The sequence below is a fragment of the Paraburkholderia eburnea genome, assembly GCF_002917095.1.
GTDB lineage: Bacteria > Pseudomonadota > Gammaproteobacteria > Burkholderiales > Burkholderiaceae > Paraburkholderia > Paraburkholderia eburnea.
The window spans coordinates 786,925-801,836 of sequence record NZ_PQGA01000002.1; the positions used below are offsets into that span (position 1 = coordinate 786,925).

A 14,912-nucleotide genomic window follows, 5' to 3' on the forward strand; every position below is an offset into this window, starting at 1 on the left:
GGTAACGTGGGACGCGGCGCGCAGCCGCATCCGATCCATAAAGCCATCCGGAATGTGATTCGACGAGTGTACCGGCGCGGCGTGACAGCGTCTGCGCCAATGTGCCGGTCCCGCCGGTCAGAGGAAATAAGGAAACAGGAAGGAAGCAAGCGCGATGCCAAGGCCGGATCGCGCTTGCAGCCAGGCCTAGACGATCACCTGCGCCTGCGCGGAACGGTCGATGGCGAGCAATGCCGACAACCGGCGCAACGCCGCTTGCAGCCGTGCGCGCTCCGCCGTCGCGCCCAGCGATATGCGGATCGCGTTGGCCGCGCCGCCGCCCTGATCGAAAGCGGTGCAGGGCGCCACGGCCAAGCCCTCGGTGCTCGCCGCCGCCGCCAGTTCGCGCGCCTGCCAGTAGCTCGGCAGGGCGTACCAGAGGTGAATGCCGGCATTCTCGCCCGCCGCCGGACCCAGCAGTTGCGCCGCCATGCGCTGACGCGCCTGCGCCTCGGCACGCACGCCCCGGAAAATCTCGTCGGCGACGCCGTCCTCGATCCACTGCATCGCCAGCGCGTTCGTGAGCGGCGCGGCCATCAGCGAAAACGAGCGCAGCGCCGCCAGCACGCGCGCATGCGCGGCGCTGTCCGGCAGCGTCAGGAAGGCGGTGCGCAGTCCCGGCGAAAGCGTTTTGGAAAGCGTCGATAGATAGCAGACCTGCGCGGGCGCCATGCGCGCGAGCGGCGGCGGGGCGTCGGGCGCGAAGCGCCAGTACGGATCGTCCTCGACGATGCGCACGCCGTGGCGCTGCGCCACGCGCAGGAGATCGCGGCGGCGCGCTTCGGAGAGCGTGGTGGCCGTGGGATTTTGCAGCGTGGGGTTCAGATAGAGCATACGCGCGCCGTGCAGGCGGCACGCGGCGTCGAGCGCGTCGGGCAGCATGCCTTCGGCGTCCGTGGCCACGGTGGCGAGACGACGGCCCAGTTGCGCGACCGCATGCGGCAGCCCGGGATAGACGAGCGGCTCGCTCAGCACCACGTCGCCGGGCACCGTAAAAGCAAGAATCAGCGCGGCCAGCGCCGCCTGCGCGCCGGGGCAGACCACCAGACGCGCCGGATCGGCCGTGCCCAACACCGGCTCGAGCCACTTCGCGCCCGCCGCGCAATCGGCCGCCGCACCGCCGCCGATGTGGTACGTCATCAGCAGATCGGCGTCACTGCGCAGCAGCAGGCGCGAAAGCCCTTCGCGCAGCAGCGCGTCGGCGTCAAGTCCCTGCGGCGGCGGCGGAATGTTCATGCTCAGATCGACGCGTTGCGCGAGTTCGGCGCGCGGCGCGGCAATGAAGGTGCCGAGCGGCCCGCGCGCCTCGATCAGACCGCGCCGCCGCGCCTCATTGAAGCCGCGCGTGATGGTGGTCAGATCGACCTCCAGCAGATCGGCCAGCGTACGTTGCGCGGGCGCGCGTTCGCCGGGCGAGAGGGTGCCGTCGGCCACGGCGCGCTCGATGAAGTCGACGAGACGCAGATAGCGCGGCCCGACGCCGCCGTGCAGCGCCGACGTCCACGCCGATGCGGCGTCTTTCTTGTCCGGATCGATAGGCTCTTTTCGCGTCATTCTGTCGCAGATGTATGTGTCATGTCTTACTCTAGCATGCGGACACGAAGCGCGTAAATCCATACATATAGGCTATGTATGGCTGCCGTGACGGCGTCCCAACGGCGCCGCCGCCACGGCGAGGTGAGCACGTATGGATGGGTTTGCGCGATCGTCAACCATGGAACCCGACATGCGCAACCTTCCCATCCGAAGAGGACCGGCCGTCGAAGCCGACCCGCCGCTTCCTCAACCACCCACACGCAAGACCCATCTGCCCGCGCTGCGCGGCGCCGCCACGTTCGCATCGGCCGGCGCGCTCGCCTTGCTCGGCGGCTGCAGTTCCGTGCTGATGGACCCGAAAGGCGACATCGGCGTGCAGGAGAAAAACCTCATCCTCATCGCGCTCGGGCTGATGCTGCTCGTCGTGATTCCGGTGATCGCGCTCACGCTCTGGTTCGCCTGGCGCTATCGCGCCTCGAACACGCAAGCCACCTACGCGCCGAAATGGTCGCACTCGACCGCGATCGAAATCGTGGTCTGGACGATTCCCTGCGTCATCGTGGTGACGCTCGCCGCGCTGATCTGGCGCACGACGCACTCGCTCGATCCGTACAAGCCGATCGAGTCGCAGGTCAAGCCGATCCGCGTCGATGTCGTGGCGCTCAACTGGAAGTGGCTCTTCATCTATCCGGACTACGGCGTCGCCTCGGTGAACCAGTTGGCGATTCCCGTCGATACGCCGGTGTCGTTCCGGCTGACCGCCGAATCGCTGATGAACTCGTTCTTCATCCCGCAACTGGGCAGCCAGGTCTACGCGATGTCGGGCATGGAAACGAAGCTGCATCTGATCGCCAACCAACCCGGCACTTACGCGGGCCGCTCGGCGGCGTTCAGCGGCCCGGGGTTCTCGGACATGCACTTCGACACGCTCGCCACCAGCCGCGCCGACTTCGACGCCTGGATCGCGCGCGCCAAGGCTTCGCCGGCGATGCTCAGCCGGGGCGCTTACGAGCAGCTCGCGATGCCGGGCGAAAAAGCGCCGGTCGCGCTCTATTCGAACGTTGCGCCGGGCCTTTTCGAAGGCGTGGTCGACAAGTACATGCGCGACGTGCACGGCAACCCGATCTGCGGCTCGGGCACAGGCACTGGAACCAGCGTCCCGGCACTCACCCTTGATAGCAGCGGGGCGCGTGCGCCCGCCACCCTGGCAGCGGAGTAATCACATCATGTTCGGAAAACTCACGCTCGATGCCGTTCCATGGCACGAGCCCATCATCATGGGCACCGGCGCCGTCGTGGCGCTCGGCGGCCTGGCCCTGCTCGCGGCGATCACGCTCGCGGGCAAGTGGGGCTATCTGTGGCGCGAATGGCTCACTTCGGTCGATCACAAGCGCATCGGCGTCATGTACATCATCCTCGCGATCGTGATGCTGCTGCGCGGCTTCGCCGACGCGATCATGATGCGCGCGCAACAGGCCATCGCCTATAACGACGCAGCGGGCTATCTGCCGCCGCATCACTACGACCAGATCTTCACGGCGCACGGCGTCATCATGATCTTCTTCGTGGCCACGCCGCTCATCCTGGGCTTGATGAACGTGGTCGTGCCGCTGCAGATCGGCGCGCGCGACGTGGCGTATCCGTTCGTCAACTCGCTGTCCTACTGGCTGGCCGTGGTGGGCGCGGTGCTGGTGATGATCTCGATGTTCGTCGGCGATTTCGCGGCGACCGGCTGGGTCGCGTATCCGCCGCTCTCCGAACTCGGCTACAGCCCGACCGTCGGTATGGACTACTACATATGGTCCCTGCAGATATCGGGCCTCGGCACGACGCTTTCGGGCATCAACTTCATCGTGACGATCCTGCGCATGCGCGCGCCGGGCATGAAGCTCATGATGATGCCGGTGTTCGTGTGGACGGCGCTCATCACCAACATCCTGATCGTCGCGGTGTTCCCGGTGCTGACCGGCACGCTCGCGCTGCTCACGATGGACCGCTATCTCGACATGCACTTCTTCACGAACGAGCTGGGCGGCAACGCGATGATGTACATCAACCTGATCTGGGTGTGGGGCCACCCGGAGGTGTACATCCTGATCCTGCCCGCGTTCGGCGCGTTCTCGGAAATCATCGCCACGTTCTCGGGCAAGCCGCTGTTCGGCTACAAGTCGATGGTGTACGCGACGTCCTCGATCGGTATCCTGTCGTTCTTCGTGTGGCTGCACCACTTCTTCACGATGGGCTCGGGTGCGAACGTCAACGCCTTCTTCGGCATCATGACGACGATCATTTCGATCCCGACCGGCGTGAAGCTCTTCAACTGGCTCTTCACGATGTATCGCGGACGCATCCGCTATCACAGCGCGACGCTCTGGACCATCGGCTTCATGGTGACGTTCGCCGTGGGCGGCATGACCGGCGTGCTGCTGGCCGTGCCGGGCGCGGACTTCGTGCTGCACAACTCGCTGTTCCTCGTCGCGCACTTCCATAACGTCATCATCGGCGGCGTGGTGTTCGGCTGCCTCGCGGGCGTGAGCTTCTGGTTCCCGAAGGTGTTCGGCTTCACGCTCAACGAGTTCTGGGGCAAGGTGTCGTTCTGGTGCTGGCTGATCGGTTACTGGCTCGCCTTCACGCCGCTCTACATCCTGGGCTTCGAAGGCATGACGCGACGCATGAATCACTACTCGGAACCGGGCTGGCATATGTGGCTCGTGGTGGCGCTGGTGGGTGCGGTGTTCGTCGGTCTCGGCATTCTTGCGCTGATCGTGCAGCTCTATGTCAGCGTGCGCGACCGCGACCTGAACCGCGACGTCACGGGCGATCCGTGGGACGGCCGCAGCCTCGAATGGTCAACCGCTTCGCCCGCGCCGTTCTACAACTTCGCCGTGATGCCGAAGATCACCTCGATGGAGCAGCACTGGGACAACAAGGAAGCGGGCACGGCCTATGTGCAGCCGCGCCAGTACGAGGACATCCACATGCCGCGCAACACGGGCGCAGGTTTCATCATTGCGATGTTCAGCTTCGTGTTCGGCTTCGCGGTGGTGTGGCATATGTGGCCGTTCGCGGTGCTGGGCCTGATCGGCATGATCGGCACGTTCATCGCGCGGACCTATAACCAGGACGTCGATTACTGGGTGCCGGCCGCGGAAGTCGAGCGCATCGAAAACGCACGCTTCCAGCAGCTTCAAGAACGGGAAATGAAGGAGGTCGCGTAAGTCATGGCTCACGCTGCAACGACACATCACGGCCACGATCATGGCCACGGTCACGAACACGACGATAGCACGAAGACAACGTTCGGCTTCTGGATCTACCTGATGAGCGACTGCCTCATCTTCGCGACGCTTTTCGCCACCTTTGGCGTGCTCGCGAATGCGACGGCAGGCGGTCCCGGGGCGAAGCAACTGTTCGAGCTTTCCTACGTGCTAGGCGAAACGCTGCTGCTGCTCGCGAGCAGCGTGACGTTTGGCCTGGCGATGCTGGGCCTGCACGCGCAGCGCCGTGGGCAGGTGATCTTCTGGCTCGTGGTCACATTCCTGTTTGGCGCGGGCTTCGTCGGCATGGAAGTCAACGAATTCGCCAAGCTGGTCGCCGATGGCGCGGGCCCGCACACGAGTGCGTATCTGTCGGCGTATTTCACGCTGGTCGGCACTCACGGCTTGCACGTGAGCGCGGGCCTGCTGTGGATCGCGATCATGATGCACCAGACCTGGAAGTTCGGCCTGACCGGCACGGTGCGCCGACGTCTCGCGTGCCTGAGCCTTTTCTGGCACTTTCTGGATCTCGTGTGGATCTGCGTTTTCACCTTTGTTTATCTGCGAGGCATGCTGTGAGCCATTCCCACGTCTCTCATCCGGCCAGCCATGACGACGCGCATGGCAGCTTCAAGGGCTACATGATCGGCACGGTGCTTTCGCTCGTGCTCACGCTCGCGTCGTTTGGCGTGGTCATGTTCCATGTGATCCCGCCCGCGCAGGGACTGACGGCGATCGTCGTGCTATGCGTGGCGCAGCTCGTGGTGCAACTGGCTTATTTTCTGCATATTGGAACGGCGCGCAGCCAGCGCGCGAATACCGGCATCTTCATCTGCACGGGGTTTCTGATTGCGGTGATCGTCGGCTTGTCGCTGTGGGTCATGCACAACGCGAACGTCAACATGATGCCGTCGCAGATCAGCGTCGAGCGCGCCATGGCGCACGATTGATGAAACTAGCGGCGTAGCCCGGCTACGCCGTGAGTTGTTACCCCGCGTGGGTCTGGTTTCCTTGGAGATCGGGCTGCGCGGGGTTTTTGTTGATGTGTGCAGCGTTAAAACAAGGCATTACTGCGCCTCGCCGAGCATCCCCGTTTCGCGAAGCTGCTTTAACCGCGCATAAACCGTCGTGCGCGACACGCGCAGTTGCCGCGCAACCGCCGCGACGTTGCCGCCGTGTTCGCGCATGGCGTTCTGCACGGCGATCAACGTCTGCTCCTCCAGCGTCGAACCATTCTGCGCGCCGCTGCCTTGCGCAGCAGGCGTCAAATCATCGACCGTCGCGAGCGGCACATCCATGCGCCGCGCCGTGCTGCGGTTGAGCGGCGCGCGCGCGTACTGCACCCACACATGACTGCCATCCATGCGCGCGACGCGCAACGGGTTGCGCTGCGGCCGCAGCAGACGGCTCAACTGCGCGAGCGGCGCATCGTCGAACAGATCGCGCAACGCGAGCCGGGGCAGGGGCGCGCCATGCCCCAGCGCGAACATGCGCCGCGCCATACGGCTAGCGGCGCGCAGCGTGCCGTCTTCTTCCACGGCCAGCACGCCCGCAAGCGGCGTGGCAAGCCAGCGCGGATCATGTTGCACGCGCAACAGATGACAGCCGCGCAAGGTCGCAAAGAGGCGCTGCTCGGCGGCCAGCGCCGCAAGCCGGAATTGTTCCTTGACCTGCGAGAGATCGCGCTGGCCCGTGCCGGTCAGATCCAACGCGCCGATCACTTCGCCATGCAGTCCGTAGAGCGGCACCGCGATGCACGACGCGCGCTCGAATTGGTCGAGATAGTGCTGACCGCCCGCAACGGTCACTTCGATGCCTTCATGCAGCACGCAACTCGGCGCCGTGGTGCCGATGTGCGATTCGAGGATGCGGCGTCCCGCGATGATCGGCAGGATCAGTTCGTCGTCGCAGGCGGGACTGCGGCGCGCGTGGATCACCGTGCCCTCGGGATTGACGCAGAAGATGGTCCAGTCGTCGCCGCCGCAGGCGTCCCACAGTTGCTCGATCTCATCGACGACGCAGCTATAGAGGCGCCGGTCCTCGTGCGATTCGCGGGTGCTGCGCGCGCTTTTCAGGAGTTCGTACTCGGGCGCCTGCCAGGGCCGCACGCCCGCGTCGCGCGAGCGCGCCCATGAACGTGCGACGGAATCAGGCAGCAGCCCCGGCGTGAGCGCGGCGCTCAGATGCTCGCCGCCGCCGAAGCGCTCGCGCACCGACTGCAGTTGAGCCAGCGTGCTGTCCGCCACGCGATCCGCTACGGACTGGGACGCGGATTTGCTCTTCATGCGGACTCCCGTTCAGGCGATTTCATGCGATGGGTGACGGATCGAAGTTTCAGATGCAAGAACGGGCGGCATGACGCCGTTTTAAGGGGCACCATGCCGCCCGTCCGGGGCGCTGGCCACTGCAGCCGACGCCAGGTAGTGCGAGCATACCCCAGCCGATCCACCCGCTGCAGCGGGGAGATTACCGGGGTCCAGCCTTAGCCGTGCGCGAAACGCAGGATCGGCTTAAGTGTGACGCCGCGCGTGCTGTCCTCGGCGGCCTCGTTGATTTGCTCGACCGGATAGAACTTCACGAGCTTGTCGAACGGAAAACGCCCCTGGCTGTACAGCTCGACGAGTTGCGGAATGAAGCGCTGCGGCACGCTATCGCCCTCGACAATGCCGCGAATCGTGCGCCCGTTCAGCAGCAGGCTGTTGATGTCGAATTCGCCCTTGGTACCCAGCGGCGGCGCGCCCACCACGCCGATCGCGCCCAGCGTGCCGAGCGCTTCGATCGCACCGGCCAGCACCTGCGGATGCCCCGTCGATTCGAGCGCGAAATCCACGCCGCCGCCCGTGATCTCGCGGATCGTTTCGACCATGTCCACTTCGCGGCTGTTGACCGTGTGGGTGGCGCCCAGCTCCTTCGCGAGTTCGAGCCGCGACGGCACGACATCGACGGCGATGATGGTCGCCGCGCCCGCCACGCGCGCCGCCATCACGGCGGACAGGCCCACCGCGCCCGCGCCGAAGCTCGCGAAGCGGCTGCCCGGCGTGACCTTCAGCGAGTTGATGACGGCGCCCGCGCCGGTCTGGATGCCGCAGCCGAGCGGCCCCAGCAGTTCGAGCGGCGCATCCTGCGGCACCTTGATCGCATTGTTCTCGCGCGCGAGCGCATGGCTCGCGAACGACGACTGCGCGAAGAAGTGATCGTGCAGCGGGCGGCCTTCCTCGTCCTCGATGGCCGTGCGGCCTTCGAGATCGCCGCCGCCGAAGTTCAGGCCGAAGAAGTGGCTGCAATACGCGCCGTGGCCGCCCACGCAGGGCTGGCAATGCCCGCACGCGCCGTAGGTCAGCACGACGTGGTCGCCGGGCTTGAGGTTCTTCACGTTCGGGCCGATTTCCTCGACCACGCCCGCGCCCTCGTGGCCCAGCACCGCGGGCAGCGGCACCGGATAGAACTGGTCGCGCACGATCAGGTCGGTGTGGCACAGGCCCGTGGCAACCACGCGCACCAGCACCTCGTCGCCCTGCGGGCCGCGCAGACGCGCCTTCTGGATCGTGAACGGCTCGCCCTTGGCGCGTGCGACGGCCGCGGTGACCGTGCGGCCTGCCGTGGCCGTCTGGAGTGTCGTACTCATGCGTGTCTCCTCAGATCGCTCAGTTTGCTCAGATCGCTTAGATCGGGTAAAGCGGTGCTTCGCCCTTGACGGTAAGCCACTGCCACTGGGTGAACTCTTCCCAGTTGGCCGGGCCGCCGATGCTCGTGCCGTTGCCCGATGCACCCACGCCGCCGAACGGGTTGATCACTTCGTCGTTCACGGTCTGATCGTTGATGTGCAGCAGGCCCGTGCGCAGACGTTCGCCCATGCGCAGCGCGCGGCCCACGTTGGCCGTGACGACGGCCATCGACAGTCCGTACTCCGTATCGTTGGCGAGCGCGATGGCGTCTTCGTCGGAGTCGAAGGGCACGACCACCGCCACCGGCCCGAAGATTTCCTCGTTGAACGCCGGATTGTCCTGAGTCACGCCGCTCAGCACGGTCGGCTCGAAAAAGAGGTCGCGATAGCCACCGCCCGTTTCGATGCGTGCGCCGGCTTTCTGCGCATCGGCGAGCACGCGCGCGATGTGGTCGCGCTGCGCCGTGTTGATAATCGGCCCCAGCGCGACGTCGCCGGTGGCCGGATTGCCGACCGTGAGGCCCGACGCCTTCGCCACCAGTTTTTGCACGAATCGATCGTAAATTTTGCGCTGCACGAGCACGCGGCCCGTCGCCATGCAAATCTGACCCTGGTGCAGATAGGCGCCCCAGGCCGTATTCGCGACGGCCAGATCGATATCGGCATCGTCGAGCACGATCAGCGAATTCTTGCCGCCCAGCTCCAGCGAAACCTTCTTGAGGTGACGGCCCGCCGCTTCGCCGACCTTGCGGCCCGCGCCGGTCGAGCCCGTGAACTGGATCATGGCGATGTGCGGATCGCTCGTGAGCGCCGCGCCCGCTGCGCCGTCGCCGGGCAGCACATGCAGCACGCCTGCGGGCAGGCCGGCCAGTTCGAACAGGCGCGCGATGGTAAAGCCGCCGCAGATCGAGGTGCGCGGGTCCGGCTTGAGCACGACGGCGTTGCCGAGCGCGAGCGCCGGAGCCACGGCGCGCATCGCCAGATAGAGCGGGAAATTGAACGGCGAAATCACGCCGACGACGCCGAGCGGGCGGCGGCGGGCCAGCGACAGACGGCCCGGCACCGACGGCAGCACCTCGCCGGCCGAGCGCGACGGCAGCGCGCTGGCTTCGTGCAGGGCCTTGATGGTGGCCTGCGTTTCGACCGCCGCCTTGCCGCGCGTCGAACCGCTTTCGCGCACGATCCAGCCGGCGATCTCGTCGGCGGCTTCTTCGGCCAGACGGGCGGCGCGGCGCAGCACGGCGGCGCGCTCGTCATAGGGCAGCGCGGCCCAGGCCCGTTGCGCGTCGAAGGCCGACTTCGACGACGCCGCGACCAGGGCCGCGTCGGCCATGCCGATGCGCGCGAGGCGCTCGCCCGTGGCCGGTTCGAGCACGTCGGCGGCCGACGTGCCGTCGCGCCATTCGCCGGTAAAGACGCGGCCATGCCAACTGTCGTTGTCGAAGAGGCGGGTGGAAGAGGTAACACTCATGCTGACTCCTGTTTGTCTCGTGCGAGATCGCGTGCGCAAGCCGGGAAGCGGCTGCCAGAACGCCACCTTAGGGAATGGGGGCCAGCGTCGCAATCGGGAATAGTTCTCGGCTCTCAATGGCCCGTGGCCACGCGCCAGGCGGCGAAAAAGCGTTCAGTTGCTGAACACCCGGCTTTTTGCGAGCGCCTCGGGAACGGCTCGTGCGCTATGTCGAATGTTGCGACACACCGTCGCTTTTACGTGGAGACGCACCATGAACAAGGATCAGGTGAAGGGCACGGCAGAAAAGGTCAAGGGCAAGGTCAACGAAGCCGTAGGCCGCGCCACCGACAATCCGCAACGCGAGCTCAAGGGCGACGTGCAGCAGGCCGCAGGCGAAGCGCGCAAGAACGTCGGCGACGTGAAGGAAGCCGTCAAGGATGCAACGAAGCGTCATCACTAAGCGAGGCTCAGGTCGCGCATGGCGCGAGGCTTCGCGCCTCACACGCTGCGTCACTGGCTAGTGGCGATTTTTAATGCGGCGCCGGTCTGTACGATCGGCGCCATTTTGTTCGCTCAGGGCGTCGATCAAGCCGCTAATCAAGCCGCGCCGGCCAGAATCTTCGCCTGGCGGCGCATGCCTGCGAAAATCGCCTCGGCCACGTCGAGCGGAAAGGCTTCCGGAAGCTGCGCGGCGACTTCATCAATAACGCCGTCGGTCAGTTGCGCCACCGTCGCCATCATCTCCTCGACCTGCCCGACCGAAAACCCCACGCGCTGCCCCTGAGCGATCCAGTGACGCGGAAAAATCTGCGCGATGCGGTAATGCGCGTTGCGACCGCGTACTGCCATCGCGAGGCTCGCGCGCTGCGCCGCAAGCTGATTGCGCCCACGCCCGATGATCGGATGCGCGGATAGCACGTCGTAGAGCGGCGTGGCGACGTAATGGCTGCCGGGCAGATGCGCGATGCTGAAATTCTTGGCGTGGCCGTCCGTGGCCGCGAGCAGCCAGAAGAGCATCTGCGCGAGAAAAAAATGCCGCCGGTCGTCGGCCCCGCGCGACGAGCCGCCAAGCACGGCCATGACAGCGTTGATGCCTGGGCCGCCGTCGGCTTCGTATTTGACGATACCCGGTGTGCCCGTGGCCTGGCAGAGATCCTCCTGCGGCAAACGCACGATCCAGCGGCCATTGCGCGCCAAACGCCGGTCGAAGCGCTCGACGACGAGTGCCTTTGTGTCCTCGAAATATGCAATCTCGCACGGCGCGATCGGCAGGCCGAACGCGGCGACGATCTTCGCGCAGAGCCATTCGTTCTCGACCGAAGTCCGCATGTCGGCGCGCATATTACCTACCAGCCCGAGCGGCAGTTTGAGGATATGCGTGGTGGGCGTGCTGCCCGTGGGCAGCAGCCAGCGACCGTTACGCCGCAATAGCGCCGTTTTCTCCTGCGCGCCGGCGATAGACAGACGCAGATCGTCCACAGGCTCATGCTCGCCGAAAGGGGGCGTGGACGTCGTATCGCGCAGCAGCCGGGCGATGGCGGCTTCGTCGAGCGGCCGGCCTTCGATGGATTCGAGGCCGACTGGGGTTTCGCCCACCGGCAACAGTTGCAGCGCACCCACGCAATCGCTCCCGAGCACGGCGAGCAATTCGAACGGCGAAATCCCCGCCGTGCGATAACGGGCCGCAATGCGCCGCCGGATGCGTTCGCTGTCGGGCAGGAGGTTGTCGAAGTAATCGGTGACGATGGGGCCGCGCAAGGGCTGGTTGCCAGGCGTGAAAGGCAGCGAAAGCGAAAGCGGACGGCCTTGCTCGTCATCGAGCCAGCTTTGCAGATACACGAGCCGCTCGACGCCGCGCACGATCTCCCAGTAGCCCACGGGCAGACCGTTCATCCACAGATCGAGGCGGTTCGTCAGGCGGGTACGCGCCATTTACCAGTCCTCGCGACTGGGCGGCCTGGCTGCGGTTTTGCGCGGTGTGGCCGGTTTCAATGTTTTCTTTGCCGCTGTGCGTTTGCTGGCCGCCGCGAGAGCGGTACGCTTCGTGACCGCCGTTTTAGCCATCGGCTTCTTTACTGCGGGCTTTTTTACAACTGCCTTTTTTGCCGCCACTTTTTTCGCAGCGGGTTTCTTCGCGGCAGACTTCCTGATGACGGCTGGGCGCCGAACCGGCGCGGCCTGCGTCGCCCCGGCGGCGAGATGCATATCGACCGCGAGCAGCCGCAATACGCGAAAGAGCCGGTCGACGCTAGCGGCGGCGGGATTCGCTTCGAAAGCGGCGTAGCTTTGCTGGGAGATGCCGAGCCGCTGCGCGAGCTCTTCCTGGGTCAGGCCGGCTTTCTTGCGAAAGCCCAGCAGCATGGGGCGCAACTGGCTGACGGTCTTGAGCGGGTAGTCCACGCGAAGCTCCGGCAGAGAAGGGAAGGTCAAATAGACTGCTTACAGTCTATAGACTGTAAATGCAAAATACAACCTGAAAGCTGTAAATGCAAAATACAGTCTATAACCTGTAATCGCGCTTCACGCCGGATTTCAAGCCTCAGACCGGCGGCACGAAGAAATAGCGCGTGAGGTGAAAGAAGATCGGTGCGGCGAAGCAGATGGAGTCGATGCGGTCGAGCATGCCGCCGTGGCCGGCGATCATCACGCCCCAGTCCTTGGCGCCCATCGAGCGCTTGACGGCGGAGAGCACGAGTCCGCCGATAAAGCCGCCGATCACGGTCACCGCAGACATGAGCGCGGCCTGCCACAGATTGAACGGCGTGAGACCGTGCAGCAGGGTGCCGAGACCGATGGCGAGCGCGCCGCCGCCAATCAGGCCTTCCCACGTCTTCGACGGGCTGACGAGCGGCGAAAGCTTGCGCTTGCCCCAGAGTTTGCCGCAAACGTACTGGAACACATCGCTTGACTGCACGACCAGCAGGAAGAACAGCAGCAACGGTCCGTTGTTGTCGAAGTAATGCGGCAGCGGCAACAGGAGCAGGGCCGGCGCATAACTGAACGAATACACGCAGACCATCAGCGCCCACTGGATCTTGGCGTTACGCTCAAGAAATTCGGCGGTGTCCTGAGCGAAAGCCTCCGCTGCCGACAGCACGAAGAACATATAGACCGGCATGAAAATCGCAAACAGCCCATACCAGTGCAGCGCGACCAGCAGAAACTGGCCCGGCAGCGCGACGTAGTACGCCAGCACGAGCGACCAGTAATCGGCGGGCTTGGTTGGTGTGAGCGTGATGAACTCGCGCAGCGCGAAGAACGAGCAGATGAAAAACAGGAATAGCGTCGCGTAAGGCCCAAGCCACAGCGCTGCCGTCACCACGGCGATCATGACCCACCACGCGGCAATGCGCTGGTTCATATTGGCGACGGTCGTATTGGCCGAGCCGAACTTCATACGCAGCACCGCGCCCACCACGGTAAAGAAACAGAGCAGGGCGAGCACGCCCACGATCGTGATCCAGAAGACGTGCGGCATCCTTATCCCCGTACAGAATTTTGAAGTTTGATCACGGCGTCGCGCGCCATGGTAAGGAATGCTTCCTTATCGAGTTGCGTGGCGCCAGGCACCGCATCGCCGAACGACACGCTGCAATTGATCGGCACCGGCAACAGCTTGCCCTTGGGCATCGCGCGCATGAGATCGGACAGATGCACGGGCACGAGCTGAACCTGCGGAAACTCGCGCGAAAGCCAGTAAAGCCCGCTTTTGAATGGTCCGATCTCGCCGGTCTGGCTGCGCGTGCCTTCGGGAAAGATGATGATCGACCAGCCCGATGCCAGCGCATCGCGCACGAGCTGGAGCGGGTCTTCGCCTTCGCCCTTGCGCATCACATACACCACGCCCAGCACGCGGTTGGCGATGAAGCGGCGCGTGGGCGACGCATCCCAGTAATCGCGCGCGGCAGCCGGGCGCACGCTCGCGCGCAGATCGGGCGGCAGCGCCGCCAGAATGGCGAGCGTATCGACGTGACTCGAATGGTTGGCGAAATAGATCGTCTGCCGCGCGGATGGCGGCGTGCTCGCATAACGCCCGCGCGCGCCCACCACGAGACGCACGACACCCAGCAGCCAACGCTGCATCACGTTACGCATGAGTTTTATCCTCCGAGATCCGATGAAGATCCTGCACCAGCGCGCGCGTGCGAGTCGCGCACGTGAGCGCGCTGCCGGCCGCGATGATCGCAAGGGCCGCGGCAAGACAAACGGGATGCCGACGCAGCGCGATTTCGACGATCGTCGCAACGCAGGCGAGCGTAAGCAGCGCCATGCGATGCTGCTTGGCCATCGGCCCGATAAAACGCTGCGGCACGCCCACGGAGCCGCCGAATACGCGCACATAGGCCGTGAGCGCCGCGAACAGCGCAGCGGCCCAACCCAGCGACGGCAGGCCCACGCCGTAACCGGCCGCGATCAGCAGGAAGCTGTCTGCGATGCGATCCGGGAATTCGTTGAAAAGCGGCCCTGCGATGGATTTTTTACCGCCTTCGACAGCGACCAGCCCATCGATGACATTGCAGAGCAATCGCAGCTGGATACACACGATCGCGACGATCATGTCAAGCACGCTGTCGATCCGCAACAGCGCCACCGCGCCAATCGCCGCGAATACGGCGCTCGCGCAGGATATCTGGTTGGGCGTCACGCTCGTGCCGGCCAGGAACTTCGACAGCGTCACGATGACCGTGTTGGAGCGCGATTTGATTGGGCGTCGGTTTTCGTCCATGAAACCTGGTGAGTCGATTAGATGTGGTTGGCTGTGATCGGCCGGAAGTTCGGCGTTATACAGGGCGGCGCGAGCCTGCTGATGTTTACACGACGGATTCTTGAGCGTCGCCAAGGGCGGCATCTTTATTTAGCACAATTTAAATGTCGTAGCCATTTCAAGATGTCGCGTTCGCAGCTAAATAGAAATGTCGTGTTTTGCGGGTTAAAAGGTTTGTCTCTAACGGGTTACAGCTCA

General features: G+C 64.8%; 15 protein-coding genes. 6 read left to right on the plus strand and 9 right to left on the minus strand.

From position 1 onward, the window contains the following. Positions 1 to 186: 186 nt before the first annotated feature. Positions 187 to 1,593 (minus strand): aminotransferase-like domain-containing protein, encoded by a 1,407-nt coding sequence (locus B0G62_RS07990; RefSeq protein ID WP_103703603.1) that lies wholly within the window; start codon positions 1,591 to 1,593, stop codon positions 187 to 189. 172 nt (positions 1,594 to 1,765) lie between these two features. Between B0G62_RS07990 and cyoA the strand changes: the two genes are divergently transcribed. Genes cyoA through cyoD form a run of 4 tightly spaced genes read left to right on the plus strand, consistent with a single transcriptional unit; the run spans position 1,766 to position 5,782 of the window. Next, a complete protein-coding gene (gene cyoA, locus B0G62_RS07995; protein WP_103703604.1) occupies positions 1,766 to 2,794 on the plus strand; it encodes a ubiquinol oxidase subunit II in 1,029 nt (342 codons plus the stop codon). Between the two features lie 7 nt (positions 2,795 to 2,801). Then, complete coding sequence (gene cyoB / locus B0G62_RS08000; RefSeq protein ID WP_103703605.1) at positions 2,802 to 4,793, plus strand: cytochrome o ubiquinol oxidase subunit I; 1,992 nt, start codon at positions 2,802 to 2,804, stop codon at positions 4,791 to 4,793. Between the two features lie 3 nt (positions 4,794 to 4,796). After that, entirely contained in the window at positions 4,797 to 5,411 is a 615-nt protein-coding gene (gene cyoC / locus B0G62_RS08005) for a cytochrome o ubiquinol oxidase subunit III (protein WP_103703606.1), read from the plus strand. After that, a complete protein-coding gene (cyoD, locus tag B0G62_RS08010; RefSeq protein ID WP_103703607.1) occupies positions 5,408 to 5,782 on the plus strand; it encodes a cytochrome o ubiquinol oxidase subunit IV in 375 nt (124 codons plus the stop codon). The genes cyoC and cyoD overlap by 4 nt, the downstream gene beginning before the upstream one ends. Before the next feature lie 117 nt (positions 5,783 to 5,899). On the opposite strand, the gene B0G62_RS08015 is transcribed toward cyoD, so the two are convergent. The 3 genes from B0G62_RS08015 to B0G62_RS08025 all read right to left on the minus strand — a co-directional run bounded on the left by B0G62_RS08015 (position 5,900) and on the right by B0G62_RS08025 (position 9,967). Then, a complete protein-coding gene (locus tag B0G62_RS08015) occupies positions 5,900 to 7,117 on the minus strand; it encodes a helix-turn-helix domain-containing protein (RefSeq protein ID WP_103703608.1) in 1,218 nt (405 codons plus the stop codon). 197 nt (positions 7,118 to 7,314) lie between these two features. After that, entirely contained in the window at positions 7,315 to 8,457 is a 1,143-nt protein-coding gene (locus tag B0G62_RS08020; RefSeq protein WP_103703609.1) for an NAD(P)-dependent alcohol dehydrogenase, read from the minus strand. 37 nt (positions 8,458 to 8,494) lie between these two features. Next, the gene (locus tag B0G62_RS08025) at positions 8,495 to 9,967 is read right to left on the minus strand and encodes a benzaldehyde dehydrogenase (RefSeq protein WP_103703610.1); all 1,473 of its coding nucleotides are present in this window, start codon (positions 9,965 to 9,967) and stop codon (positions 8,495 to 8,497) included. Positions 9,968 to 10,220: 253 nt separating this feature from the next. Between B0G62_RS08025 and B0G62_RS08030 the strand changes: the two genes are divergently transcribed. After that, positions 10,221 to 10,409: a CsbD family protein gene (locus B0G62_RS08030; RefSeq protein WP_103703611.1), complete on the plus strand. Its 189-nt coding sequence runs from the start codon at positions 10,221 to 10,223 to the stop codon at positions 10,407 to 10,409. Between the two features lie 137 nt (positions 10,410 to 10,546). Here B0G62_RS08030 and B0G62_RS08035 read toward each other — a convergent pair whose 3' ends face one another. The 5 genes from B0G62_RS08035 to B0G62_RS08055 all read right to left on the minus strand — a co-directional run bounded on the left by B0G62_RS08035 (position 10,547) and on the right by B0G62_RS08055 (position 14,675). Next, positions 10,547 to 11,881, minus strand: a complete 1,335-nt coding sequence (locus B0G62_RS08035; RefSeq protein ID WP_103703612.1) for a type II toxin-antitoxin system HipA family toxin — start codon at positions 11,879 to 11,881, stop codon at positions 10,547 to 10,549. Continuing rightward, on the minus strand, positions 11,882 to 12,349 hold the full coding sequence (locus B0G62_RS08040) for a helix-turn-helix transcriptional regulator (RefSeq protein WP_103703613.1): 468 nt from the start codon (positions 12,347 to 12,349) through the stop codon (positions 11,882 to 11,884). Positions 12,350 to 12,488: 139 nt separating this feature from the next. Continuing rightward, positions 12,489 to 13,427: a phosphatidate cytidylyltransferase gene (locus B0G62_RS08045; RefSeq protein ID WP_103703614.1), complete on the minus strand. Its 939-nt coding sequence runs from the start codon at positions 13,425 to 13,427 to the stop codon at positions 12,489 to 12,491. 2 nt (positions 13,428 to 13,429) lie between these two features. After that, a complete protein-coding gene (locus tag B0G62_RS08050; RefSeq protein WP_103703615.1) occupies positions 13,430 to 14,044 on the minus strand; it encodes a lysophospholipid acyltransferase family protein in 615 nt (204 codons plus the stop codon). Beyond that, positions 14,037 to 14,675: a CDP-alcohol phosphatidyltransferase family protein gene (locus tag B0G62_RS08055; RefSeq protein ID WP_103703616.1), complete on the minus strand. Its 639-nt coding sequence runs from the start codon at positions 14,673 to 14,675 to the stop codon at positions 14,037 to 14,039. The genes B0G62_RS08050 and B0G62_RS08055 overlap by 8 nt, the downstream gene beginning before the upstream one ends. Positions 14,676 to 14,696: 21 nt before the next feature. Here B0G62_RS08055 and B0G62_RS31880 point away from each other — a divergent pair. Beyond that, on the plus strand, positions 14,697 to 14,912 hold a 216-nt coding region (locus tag B0G62_RS31880; RefSeq protein WP_208624213.1), incomplete at its 3' end, for a hypothetical protein.